Origin of the sequence: Arthrobacter psychrolactophilus (assembly GCF_003219795.1) — a bacterium.
GTDB classification, from domain to species: domain Bacteria; phylum Actinomycetota; class Actinomycetes; order Actinomycetales; family Micrococcaceae; genus Specibacter; species Specibacter psychrolactophilus.
Genome location: NZ_QJVC01000006.1, coordinates 22890 through 34906 on the forward strand (window position 1 = coordinate 22890; position 12017 = coordinate 34906).

Annotated in this window: 11 protein-coding genes and 1 pseudogene; 2 read left to right on the top strand and 10 right to left on the bottom strand. The window is 58.8% G+C overall.

Going from position 1 to position 12017, the window contains the following annotated elements; genetic code table 11:
* Positions 1-1198: 1198 nt before the first annotated feature.
* From CVS30_RS08815 to CVS30_RS08825, 3 genes are all read right to left on the bottom strand, one after another.
* Complete coding sequence (locus tag CVS30_RS08815; protein ID WP_110484967.1) at positions 1199-1801, bottom strand: TetR/AcrR family transcriptional regulator; 603 nt, start codon at positions 1799-1801, stop codon at positions 1199-1201.
* Positions 1798-2847 (bottom strand): saccharopine dehydrogenase family protein, encoded by a 1050-nt coding sequence (locus CVS30_RS08820; protein ID WP_110484968.1) that lies wholly within the window; start codon positions 2845-2847, stop codon positions 1798-1800. The genes CVS30_RS08815 and CVS30_RS08820 overlap by 4 nt, the downstream gene beginning before the upstream one ends.
* Before the next feature lie 181 nt (positions 2848-3028).
* Complete coding sequence (locus tag CVS30_RS08825) at positions 3029-3841, bottom strand: SDR family NAD(P)-dependent oxidoreductase (RefSeq protein ID WP_110484969.1); 813 nt, start codon at positions 3839-3841, stop codon at positions 3029-3031.
* 99 nt (positions 3842-3940) lie between these two features.
* On the opposite strand from CVS30_RS08825, the gene CVS30_RS08830 reads away from it, so the two are divergent.
* Positions 3941-4540, top strand: coding sequence for a TetR/AcrR family transcriptional regulator (locus tag CVS30_RS08830; protein WP_110484970.1), 600 nt, complete (start codon positions 3941-3943; stop codon positions 4538-4540).
* A 667-nt stretch (positions 4541-5207) separates the two neighbouring features.
* On the opposite strand, the pseudogene CVS30_RS18300 reads toward CVS30_RS08830, so the two are convergent.
* From CVS30_RS18300 to CVS30_RS08855, 6 genes and pseudogenes are all read right to left on the bottom strand, one after another.
* Positions 5208-5849: pseudogene (locus tag CVS30_RS18300) on the bottom strand (AAA family ATPase).
* Positions 5779-6210: a hypothetical protein gene (locus tag CVS30_RS18125; RefSeq protein WP_220033899.1), complete on the bottom strand. Its 432-nt coding sequence runs from the start codon at positions 6208-6210 to the stop codon at positions 5779-5781. Before CVS30_RS18125 ends, CVS30_RS18300 begins: the two are co-directional and overlap by 71 nt.
* A 322-nt stretch (positions 6211-6532) precedes the next feature.
* Positions 6533-6886, bottom strand: a complete 354-nt coding sequence (locus CVS30_RS08840) for an MmcQ/YjbR family DNA-binding protein (protein ID WP_110484971.1) — start codon at positions 6884-6886, stop codon at positions 6533-6535.
* A 163-nt stretch (positions 6887-7049) separates the two neighbouring features.
* Positions 7050-7907 (bottom strand): alpha/beta fold hydrolase, encoded by an 858-nt coding sequence (locus CVS30_RS08845; protein WP_110484972.1) that lies wholly within the window; start codon positions 7905-7907, stop codon positions 7050-7052.
* Positions 7908-7968: 61 nt separating this feature from the next.
* Positions 7969-8964, bottom strand: a complete 996-nt coding sequence (locus CVS30_RS08850; protein WP_110484973.1) for an NADP-dependent oxidoreductase — start codon at positions 8962-8964, stop codon at positions 7969-7971.
* 43 nt (positions 8965-9007) lie between these two features.
* Positions 9008-9874, bottom strand: a complete 867-nt coding sequence (locus tag CVS30_RS08855) for an alpha/beta fold hydrolase (RefSeq protein WP_110484974.1) — start codon at positions 9872-9874, stop codon at positions 9008-9010.
* Positions 9875-10285: 411 nt separating this feature from the next.
* Between CVS30_RS08855 and mmuM the strand changes: the two genes are divergently transcribed.
* Positions 10286-11260, top strand: coding sequence for a homocysteine S-methyltransferase (gene mmuM, locus CVS30_RS08860; protein WP_110484975.1), 975 nt, complete (start codon positions 10286-10288; stop codon positions 11258-11260).
* Here mmuM and CVS30_RS08865 read toward each other — a convergent pair.
* Positions 11250-11855 (bottom strand): TetR/AcrR family transcriptional regulator, encoded by a 606-nt coding sequence (locus CVS30_RS08865; RefSeq protein WP_110484976.1) that lies wholly within the window; start codon positions 11853-11855, stop codon positions 11250-11252. The two genes, mmuM and CVS30_RS08865, sit on opposite strands and share 11 nt — an antisense overlap.
* Positions 11856-12017: the final 162 nt, after the last annotated feature.

The following is a 12017-nucleotide window of genomic DNA, read 5'->3' on the forward strand; positions in this document are numbered from 1 at the left end:
GTCGGCAAGAGGCGAGGAGCCCGTCTGAGGAGCTCGAATGTGTGGAGCAGCGCGGAATTTAATGTTGCATGGGGTGTGGTTAGCGGATGGGGTTCTTAGTGGCACCAATTGGTGTGGGACTTGCTGAGCACGCCAATCTCTCCCCGGCCGTGCAGCCGGTTGCGGGAAACTGGGCCGCTGGACTGGTCACGGGCAACCGATTACCTTCAAATTTCCCAGCGACGACATTGGTGGTCATGTCTTCGGGCCGGAGCTCGCCACTACGCGCCCGCCGCGCGTGACTATGCACCCGGCCGCGGTCAGAGTCAATGGAGCAAAGCCAGGCTCAACGTCGTCGCGTAGGAAATCACGTTGCCGATCGAGGGATGGAATGCCAAATTAACCAGCCCCGGGAAGTCAGCAGTGCGGAAATCGTTGGCGGTTCCTTTCCGAGATGAACCAAACCACGTCCACTTGATCACGCGTGAGATGCCCGCGGTAGAAATCCGGCGCCCAACCTCAGTACAACCAGATCTATATTTTTGAATCGTTTGCCGGGTTCAGTATCTCTGTGATGGCTGACATTTGCGCCTTGCGCAGGACTAGTCACACAACACCTCGTGCAAAACAGGTATTGCCACGACACTCTAAACTTGCCTGACGTCGAACCAGAAATCATGGAGGGAGGGCTGTTGCCTTCTGGGGCATATTCCTTACGGACTGATCTGGAATGCGTGTGCTGGGCCGTACTTCCGCATGAATCCGCAAATTTCCGTTGTTTCCCGAGGTTGGAGTCTGTTTCGATTCCTACCTTGGCTACACTCTAGACCCTGATTTTAGAATGATGGACCGGAACGGCCGCCCAACCCTAATATTTACGGGCAAGATTCCCTGGCGTAGCCTGGCCCTTTTGGCGAGCAAAGGGTGACAGAAGCCAGCGCACCGGGTGGCTTTCGGCACTCCATTGGCTTCGTCCGATAGTCACAAAGTGTCAGATTGGCATTCGGGCGGACTCCGGTGTTCAGTTGGAGAAAGCATGTCGTCTTACGGTGGGTGCCCTCTAGCCTAGACCTCTCGTGAGGTCTCTCGGTTGCATCCATAAAGACCTCTGATCATTGAAGGGAGCATTGGCCCGCGAGCAGAAGGTTGGGGTCTCTGATTTTCGATGGCTACCTGATATGCATTTCAGGAGCAATCCTGTATTCGATACAGACTCCGGTTAGGACCCGTGAATGAGGTGTTGAATGGCGTCCAACAGTACGATGTCCGTGCCCTCGGACCGCAGGCCGGCAAAACCGGCGCTCACGATAGCTGCTCCTTCGAAAAGGGCAACAATAGAATTTGCCTTCGCCTGGAGTGCGCTGGCTTCGAGCCCGGGTTGCGCACGGTGGACGATCACTTCGACGTACCCTGAATAGTGGGCGTAGAAGTCTCGGAGCACGGTAGCTATTTCCGCGTCCGAGGCTGCCATCGCCCAAATTTCAACATACAACCGCACGGTAGTGGGCTCATTTTGCTGCTGCATCATCGACGCAAAAATGAGGGCGGTTTGCACGCGGGAGATGGGAGCATCGCCACCAACATCAAGGTCGATCCCCGTAGTTTCCCGCATCCAGGCCAGGGATCGTTGAAGTACGCGTTCTAGGACCGCCTGCATTAGATCCGAGCGGGTAGGAAAGTAGTGCTGTAAATGGCCAATGCGAACATCAGATGCCGCAGCAATATTGCGCATCGTGGCATTGGCATTGCCCGAAGTGACGAGTACATGCTCCGCTGCATCGAGAAGGGCAATCCTTCTCAACTCACCTTTAGTCGGCGTCATTCGATTCCCACCATCACCTTGTTGGACTGTATTTCAGCCAGAGCGGCGGCAATGTCTGGTTGGGATTCTGGGAACATCACGCCCGCCGTGGAATCAGTAGACAGGACTTGTCGGAGTCCAAGATATCCGCCCAGTGCTGTGAGGTGGGCTTGGCCGGCTGGGTCGGTGATTACGGCCGAGCGGCTTCCTTTAGCGCCATGTACGTCGATCCGGATGATGGCGCTCCCGCCTTGCCCGGGGGAGTGAAGAAGGGAACGTCGCAGGCCGGTCCACCGTTCGCCGCGTCCCCATCGGAAAAACCCTAGAGCCTTGGCTGCGAGCAAGGCGGAGGTTGAGGCGTTGGAACTAAAGCCGATTCGGGTCGCCACGGATTCCACCCCCAAAGCGAGGGGCAGCGTGAGTTGTTCCGGTGTATCCAGCCGGGCCACCTTCGTGCGGTGTCCACCGATGTCTACCCATATCGCGTCGGAGAGTGGGCTGACTGTTGCCAGCATGCCATCACGGCGCACCTCGTAGTCTTGGCCCAGACGGTCGATGAAGTCCACTGAGTCGGCCCCTGCCCGGTCATTGACGTCATACCTGATCGCAATTTCAACACTTTGTGCGCCACCTATCTCCTGACTGAGGGAAGCTGCCACAATATTCACAATGCCGCCCATCCATCCTGATGACAGGAGTACGGGTGCGGTCGGCTGCAGCAGGTTTGCCAGCGCTGCGGCCCGCAACATTCGACTCGTCCAGCGGGTCAGATCCACATAGGGGATTCCTGCGCGTACCGCAGCGCGCAAAATCCGATCCTCGGGATCATTGACGGTGCTGACAATAGCCCTGGCCGTGGCGGAAAACGGTTCTGGATCGTTCAGATCCCATCGACTGACATTAGCTCCAAGCTCGGCGGCCAGCGTTTGTCCTTTTGATGGGTTCCGTCCGGCAAGCAGCAGTGGCCATGTAGGCGCGCAAAGCCGCGCCAGCTCGCTGCCCACGGTGCCGTAGCCTCCGACAATGAGGATGGGGCCGTTGGGTGAGTACTGAAGATGATCTGTCATGCATTCAATTTAGGTCGTTTGACCTATTAAGTCGAATTGGGTGTCACTACTTCGAACCCAGCGGCGGCCCAACAAATTGTCAGGGATGAATGTAAGAACCGCCGCACGGGTTTCAAGTAGCTCCAGACTTCAGGGAATGGTGGCAGGTTTGCGGCACCTGGGCCGGATGCCTACGCCGTTGTCAGCCAACTTGTGGCGCGGCTAGGCGGATGTCGCCCAGAACGCGGGCACTTGTCCGAGCCAGTGTTCGGCGAGAGAGCAAGCGCGTACTGAGTGCGGTGAAGTGGTTGATGCGCCCTGAGATGATGCTGGGGCGACCGTTTGCCCTGTCCAGCTCCCGGAACGTAGCATCGATCACCTGGGTGGGTGTCTGTTGTTTCCCGACGGAGGCCTCATCGGTGCCGACAACATCAAAGAACTCCGTTTTTGTCGATCCGGGACTTACGGCAAGCACGCGAAGCCCTGTGCCCCGGGCTTCGGCCCAGAGTGCCTCGGTGAAACTCAGCACGAACGCCTTGGTCGCGCCGTAAACGGCCATGCCGGGAGTCGGTTGGTACGCTGCTGTACTCGCAACCATGACGAGCGCACCTTGGCCCTGCAGTAATTGAGGCATGAAAGCCCGGGAGAGCTCGACGACGGCGCCCACGTTTAGTTGCATCTCACCGGCCATGCGTGCTGGGTCCGCCTGGTCGAACGCGCCGTGGCTCGCAAAGCCGGCATTGTTGATCAGAGAGCTAATCCGTATTTGGCGGCGCTCCAACTCGCTGCGCAGGGCGATTGCGGCACCAGAAACACCAAGGTCGGCTGGAAGTACCTCGATGTGCACGTTGGCAGAGTCTCGTAGTTCGGATGCGAGGTCCTCAAGTCTTTCGGCTCGACGGGCCACGAGAACGAGGTTCGATCCACGAGCCGCGAACCGTCTGGCGAATTCGACACCGAGACCTGAGCTCGCGCCGGTGATAAGAGCGGTTCCCCCGCTGAGGTCAAGCTTCATGTTGGATTCCTTTGGTTGAAATATGCAATGTTGTCAGTGACATCATTCTGCATGGACGCGCTCTTGTTGTCAATGTCAACATCGAGGTAGAATTGTCAGGTGCCCATTCACTCGTATCATCACGGCGATCTCCGCCGCACCCTACTGGAAGCTGCGGCAGCCAGCATCGAGGCTAACGGTGTTGAAGCGCTTTCGCTGCGCCAGTTAGCCCGTGACGCTGGCGTCAGTCACGCCGCTCCGAGTCGTCACTTCCGCGACAAACAAGCTCTACTAGACGCCCTTGCAGAGGATGGCTTCAATCGACTGACAGTCTCCCTCGATGAGGCAACTCAAGGTGCGCCGACAACCCCGACAGAGGCCCGGCAGCGATTCGACGACTTGGCGCGCAGCTACGTTGGGTTCGCTCTCGCCCAGCCCACGCTCCTGTCGCTCATGTTCAGCCTCAAGCATGCACCCAGCGCCCGCGCCGAGCTTCTTGCCGCAGGACACGCGTCGATGGAGCTGACGATGCGCGTCGTCGTGGCAGCTCAGGAGATCGGCGCGATCGGCCCCGGAGACCCCCAGCGGATCGCACTTGTTGCCTTCGCGACCTTTCATGGTGTCGCGATACTGACCTCTGGAGGCCTCATTGACGAGGTGCCGGCAGCCGATTTGGTCGCGACCGCGAGTGAACTTTTCTGGAATGGCCTCCAACCGTGACCAGCCCCGGGAAGGCCAGTAGAGCTTGAGGATTCATAGGCTAGGGTCAGAGTCGTATTTTGGCATCTGGAGATCCTAGTTGTTTTAGGGGTGACCTGTAACGAGGCCGGAATTGTTGTCTGGCGTCAAACTAGGGTGGGGTAGTGCGCAATTTAGGCATACTCAGGCTATTGGCACAGATGGTCGGGCTGTTCCATCCAGTCTCATAGAAGTACTTATTGCCACGAGTATTTTCGTCGCTGCAGTTCACGTCATCTTGCCAAACTTCGTGTGGAAGCAGATCTGTGCGGCCAGCTTTTCGGCCTGATCACTGATCTGTAGTTCTCCGAAACGCTCCGCGAACTTGATTGGGGAACTCGCCGATCAGGAGTGGTGGACCTGACTGATTGGCTGTCCGTGCAGGCCACACTGGCAGGGCCGGATGGCTCCCATGTGTACTCTGCGGGCGCCGCGTGGGATGTCCCGGTTCATGAGGATAGGCCTTGTTTGGAGCGACCATGGATCTCACCCCATGTTTGGGCATGCCGTTCATAATCCTTGGCAATGAGCTGCGGTGGCATTACGAATGTGACAGGCAGCGGCCTTTTGCCCTCGGACGGGTTGGGCTGCAGCCACGCATTGCGGAGCTTCCTGACGTGGGGGATGGGCCTAGGTCTCCCGCCCCGCCTCAGGTGTTTGGTGGATTTAGTCCTCGCCGGATTCGAGAGGTGTCACCTTGGCGGAGATGCTCCCAGTGTCGCAACCGTTCGGTAATGGCGCGTTCGTACCCGAGCGTAGTGGGTTCGTAGAACTGCTCCCGTGGTAAGCCATCGGGGAAATAGTTTGCCCCAGAGAACCCGGTTTCGGTGTCTGGATCGTACTAGTAGCCCTCGCCGTAACCGAGGTCTTTCATCAGTCGAGTCGGTGCGTTGAGGAGGTGCGCAGGTGGCATCAGCGATCCAGTGTGTTTCGCGGTGGCGCGCGCCATATTGAACGCTCGATACACGCCGATGGACTTCGGAGCGGTCGCTAGATAGGTGACAGCCTGTGCGATGGCGAGTTCGCCCTCGGGAGCGCCTAGACGTTCGTGGACGTCCCAAGCAGCGAGGGTCTGTTGGACAGCGTTCGGGTCGGCCATGCCGATGTCTTCGGTGGCGAACCGAGTAATCAGACGGGCGATGAACAGGGGATCCTCGCCGCCGTCGAGCATTCGCGCCAACCAATACAGTGCTGCGTCAGGGTCCGAACCACGCATCGATTTATGGAGCGCGGAGATGACGTTGTAGTGGTCTTCCTGGGCCTTGTCGTACAACGGTGCCCGTTTCTGCATGGCGGCAGCGAGAGCGGGTAGGGCCTATGGGGGTGGGCAGGGCCTGAGCCTGCTCAATCATGTCTAACAGGTACCGACCGTGACCGTCGGCCAGAGCCGTCAGCGCCTCACGAGCTTCGTCAGTGAGTGGTAGAGGGCGGCCCATGAGTGTCTCTGCGCGGGTGATGAGGATACTGAGCGCGTCGTGGTCGAGGCGTCTCAGAACAAAGATCTGGCTGCGGGATAGCAGTGCCCCGTTGAGCTCAAAGCTGGGGTTCTCCGTGGTCGCTCCGACCAGCACGATGGCGCCGTCCTTGACGTAGGGCAGGAATGAATCTTGCTGGGCGCGGTTGAAGCGGTGAATCTCGTCGACGAGCAGCATCGTTCCTTGCCCGACCTCGCGCCAGCGCTGAGCGAGTTGAAATACTTTGCGTAGGTCGGCGACGCCGGAAAGGTGGCGGAGAGCTGTTCGAACGCCAGGTTGGTCTGCTCGGCGAGGGGCCCGGCGACTGTGGGTTTCCCACAACCAGTCGGACCCCACAGCACCATCGAGACTAGCCTCTGTGCGTCAACCATCCGTCCGATGGGTGCCTCTGCCGCCAGTAGATGGTCTTGCCCGAGGACGTCGAGTAGGGCGCACGGCCGGAGTCGGTCAGCCAATGGCCGCGAGGTGTCGTCAATGTCGAACAACGACGGCGTGTCACTCACGCATTTCGCTGCCTGTCGCGATCATGAGCGAGGTCATATGAATCATGCACCAAGTCTCCGATCAGCTTCTTCGTAATCCCCGAGCCGGGTCCGACAGAGATCCAATGTTGCTTGTTAAAATAGCGGCCGACCGTGATTGTGTCGAAGTCGCGGCGGAGCGCGTCCCCGTGAAGGGGATCGACTTTCACGGTGATGATCTGCAGGTTCGGATCATCGTCGGTGACGATGAGGAATACTTTTTCTTGCACCTTCCATACTTCCAAGTGTGGGGTGAAAGGGTGACCACTCGTGACGTATTTAAGCGCTGCCGCAATGTTACGGGCATGCTCTTGGAGGGCATCGCCCTGCATATCGTCCTCCTGAGGTCCTTGACCGTCTCCGGACTGTTTGGAATCACGACCCAGGATACTTACATTCTCTGACACAGCGGGGAAAGCGTTCAGAAAGGCAAATCCGTTGGTGTCAGTGCCCGCCCACGGAAGGTTCGAGGACGATAAGAGCCTGGAAAGTGGCCTACTTGGTGAGGAACTTCGCGGCGATGGGTGCGAATTTCTCCCAGTACTGGAAGATTCCGCCGTGACCGGAGTTGGTGTAGATGATCAGTTCGCTGTCATTGATGCGCTGGTGCAGGTCGGCGGAGAGGATGGAGGGGACCATGCGGTCGTTGTCGCCGTTGGCGATCAGGGTCGGCTGGGTGATCACTGACAAGTCCGACGGCGTGGAACGTCCGTACCGCTGGATGGCCTTGAGCTGGCGGCTGAATGCCTTGTTGTTGATGGGCTGGTCCCGGTCGGCGGTGCGTTCCTTGAGGCGTCCGACGAACGCCTTCCCTGCTTGCTTGCCAACGCTGTCGCGGTTGAAGAAGAGGAATTCCTTCGGATGGGAGCGGGCAATGATGGAGCGGAAGATGTCGTAGTAAGTCACTCCGACAACCTTGTCCATGTCTTTACCTCCGCGCGGTCCTGTCCCGGTGAGGACGAGCTTGCGGACCAGGTCCGGGTGCTTGACGAGGAGGTCTTGGGTGATCATGCCGCCCATGGAGAAGGAGAAGATGTCGATCTTATCGAAGCCGAGCGCGGTGATGAACATGTAGGCGTCGTCCGCGGCTTCCTCGAGGGTGTCGGGGACTGTACCGGAGGACGCACCGACGCCCTGTTGGTCAAAGGTGATGACGTGCCGTGTTTGAGCGATCGGGTCGATGATGCGCGGGTCCCAGTTATCGAGGGTGGCCGCTAGGTGCACGAAAAACACGACCGGAATACCGCCCTTGGGGCCGAGTTCGCGGTAGGCGAACGTGACGCCTCCTGCCGTGATGGTTTTCGCGGGGGCTTTTGCGTAGGACGTGATGACGGGTTCGCTAGGTGTGTTCATGTGAGGTTCTCTCTGCGTGCTGATTGCTGAGCTTATGGATTTGATCAGAGCCGCCGTGCGATCACGGGACGGTGATGACGGCTTTGCCACGGATGCCACCCTTGGCCAGTGCTTCGAGGGCTTGAGGGGTCTCATGGAAAGGGAAGGTCTGTCCTACAACTGGGCGCAGCGTGCCGTTGTCGATGAGCTCCGCGATTTGACGGAGCTGGTCGCCGCTGGCGTCCATGAAGAGGAACTCATAGCTCACTCCGAGCTTCTTCGCCTGCCGGCGAATCTTGCTGCTCAGCGCAGAGATCGCCAAACGGAGCACCGGGTTCATGCCGGACTTCTTCGCGAAGGCGGGGTCGGGTGGGCCTGAAATCCCAATCGCCTTTCCTTCGGGACGGAGGATGCGCAGGGACTTTTCGAGGTTTTCTCCGCCAAGACTGTCCAGGACCAGGTCGTACCCGGAAAGTTCCTTTTCGAAGTCTTGGGTGCGGTAGTCGATGACCTCGTCTGCGCCAAGCTCACGAACGAAGTCGGCGTTCTTCCCGGAAGCGGTGGTGGCGACGTGGGCGCCGAGGTGCTTGGCGAGTTGGATCGTGATGGAACCAACGCCGCCAGCGCCAGCGTGGATGAGGACCTTTTGGCCCGGTTTTACGTTGCCTCTGACGACAAGTGCTTGCCATGCTGTGAGGGCGACCAGCGGTAGCGATGCTGCCTCGACAGCGCTGATCGTGGTGGGTGCGAGGGCGAGGTCGGCCTCGTTGATCGCGATGCGCTCGGCAAAGGTGCCGATGCGGTGATCCCGGGGACGGGCATACACCTGATCGCCGGGCTTGAACCCAGTGACTTTGTGACCAACGCTGATGACGGTGCCGGCAACATCGTGGCCCAGAGTGAGCGGGGTTTTGTAGGGAAGGATTGCCTTGAATTCGCCTTCGCGGATCTTCTCATCCAGTTGGTTCACTCCAGCAGCGAGCACCTGGACGAGAACATCTCGCTCGCCCACGGTGGGTTCGGGAACCTGGGCCTCGTGCAGTGGGCTCTTATATGTGTTGAATACGAATGCTCGCATGTTGGTCTCTCCTTGTTGTGAGTCTAGATGTTGATAGTGGCGGTCAGCGCTGCAGTAGCTGCTTTATGACGTCGGTAATGGCGTGCCTGTTTTGGGGGACGACGCCGTGGCCGGAGTCGGCGAAGACACGCAGCTCGGCGTGCGGGAACCGGGATATCAGCGGCTCGACGTTTTCCCTCGGGACCATCCGGTCGCTGCCGCCGTGCAGGATGAGCGCCGGACCGGTAAACGTGTTCGCTGCCGGCTGTTGGTGACCCCACCGGTTCACCGCGCGTAATTGCGCTCGGAGGACCGCCGGTGTCACGGGCTTGTCTCGACCGGTGTAACGCCTCTTTAGCCGGGCTTGATAGGCCGTCGCGGCTTGCCTCCCAGTGGAGGTGCGGGTAAAGAACAGCAGTGTCGTGACGGGTGTGAACGTGAGTAGGCCGCGCAGGATAGACCGCACCATGACTGCGGTCATCGATGTAAGCCCGGGACCACCCTGCGGGCCAGTACCGGCAAAAATCACCCGTTCCACCAGCTCTGGGGCCTGCCGGAGGACCTCCTGGCCGACCATGCCACCCATCGAAATTCCGAGCACATCCACACGAGTTAACCCAAGCGCAAGAATCATCGCGATCACATCCGCGGCCATGTCCTCGAACCGATCTTGCACAGACCCGGTGGAAGCTCCGACGCCGCGGTACCCGATCAGGATGACCCATCGACTTTCAGCTAGGGCGTCTACGACCTCAGGGTCCCAGCTATCCAAATTCGCTCCCAGATGCGTCAATCCCACAACAGGTATGCCACCGTGTTGTGTGCCGAGCTCACGGTAGACAAATCGCGCGTCCGCAATTGCTACAGTGCGCGTGGGTGGGTCGACAAACTGCACTGAAACGTCGTTCGGTCCCTGCTGTGCACTCGTCATGACGATCAAAGGCTCCAAATCAAGCTGGGTGGTGGTTTTGCCGAGGCAAATATTTACGATATCTGAGTATACTCAATAATGAACGCATTCATTTAATGTGTCAAGGGGAGTTGGTGGCTGTTTGTCAGGGCGTCACGTGAGTTTTATGACATTCAGTGGCGAGCTGATATGCATCGCAACAAATAGCAGCACTCTACTTTGGAATTCCTTTCGTGGGCGCATGCTACGCCTTCTTCTACTTCAAGTACGGCCGCAATGTTCGTGCCAGTGAGAAGGGTTAGTGGACACCGGCGGATCGCCTCTTTGCCCCGGGCTAGGGAATGCGCTGACTTGCCGGAATCAGCGGGAAAGTTTGCCCGAGATGATCACGAACAACTTTGGTGAAGAGCCAAAAAGCCTGGAGATCACATCATGCCGCGTACTAATCTGCTTTCCCGTATGCTCCTGGCCGGTGCCGAGCTGACGGTTGATGGGGCTTTAGCGACGGAGCTGGAAGCCCATGGTTGTGACCTGACGGATTCGTTGTGGTCAGCTAAGGTCCTTCTTGAACAGCCGGAATTGATCAAGCGGGTTCATCTCGACTACTTTGCCGCTGGGGCTCAGATAGCCATCACGGCGAGCTATCAGGCCACACCTCAGGGGTTTGCGCAGAAGGGCATCTCCGAAGGAGAAGCCCTCCAGCTCGTGGCCTTGAGTGTGGAGCTGGCGCAGGAAGCGCGGCGGGAGTTCCTGACAGAAAATCCTCGGGCGATCCCATTATTGATTGCCGGATCGGTGGGCCCCTATGGGGCATTTCTCGCCGATGGATCCGAGTATCGGGGCGACTACATCCTCAGTAACGAGGAATTTAAAGATTTTCATAGGCCCCGCATCGCGGCGTTGGTGGGCGCCGGTGTGGATCTTCTCGCCTGCGAGACGCTGCCATCACTTGCCGAAGCGAGGGCCTTGTTGGAACTGGTGGAAGAGTATGGCGTGGAGTCCTGGTTCTCATTCACACTCGGCGATGGCGGTCATATTAGCGATGGCACACCCTTGGCCGAGGTCGCCAGTCTGTGTGAAAAGTATTCCCACGTGACGGCCATAGGCTTAAATTGTGTTCCGCTGGGGCTGGTTTCACCGGCCGTGGACGCGTTAGCCCAGGCCACCGACCTGCCGTTGATCGCGTATCCAAACTCTGGTGAAACTTATGACCCGGCAAGCAAGACCTGGGGACCAACTCCGTCGACGGAGGGCGTCGAGGGTGCCCCGGGAAAGAGCTTCGTAGAACTAGCAAGCTCGTGGCGGGACGCTGGTGCCCGGCTAGTCGGGGGTTGTTGCCGAACAACACCGCGGGACATAGCCGCCGTCGCCGACGCTTTGACTCACGAAGCGGCGATTAGCGAGTAGGCAGCAAGACCTGGATCAGTGTTCTCATCTCCGTCAACAACTCCTCGACGCTCTTTGCGGCGTTGCCCGTGGCCGACATCGTGAGGAACATGATGGCCGAGATGATGTGCGCGCGTGTCACGGCAGCCTCGGCGTCGGTGCGTTGGTCTCGCTGAAGCACTTCGGCGACGGCTTCCTCTGTCTGTTGCGAGAGGCTGAGCGCTTCGCGGCGGTGCGGTTCCTCCGGGTCGCCAAAGACCATCTCGCGCAAGTATGTCCGGCCGTTCTCCACCTGGGTGCGGTTGCAGTGCACCACCTCGGTCAGGATCGCCATAATGGCCTCGAGCGGCTCGGGGATGTTCTCCGCGGCAGTCTTGCCTCGTACGAGTGAATCGGCGTAGCTGGAGTTTTGCACCATCAACAGCAGCTCGCCCTTGGACTTGGCGTAGAGGAAAAGTGTGCCTGCTCCGATATCCGCCTTTTCCGCGATTTGCTGTGTGGTGACTTCGTCTACCCCATATTCGGCAAAAAGCTCACCAGCGGCCGCCACGATGCGGTCCAGCTTGGCCTGCTTGTTCCGCTCACGTCGTCCAAGTGGCGGGGAAATTTCTGACACGATGGTCCCTTCAGGAATAAAGTCTGACTATGCTCAGTTATGAGCATAGTCGGTACGATGTAGGCTCGGATATGGGTCAACTCATTCTCCCATGATGGTCCGGAGCCCCCAGCTTCGCGGACTGTAGTACCGGCGTAGTGCACTCCCTATTTAGAAGGAACG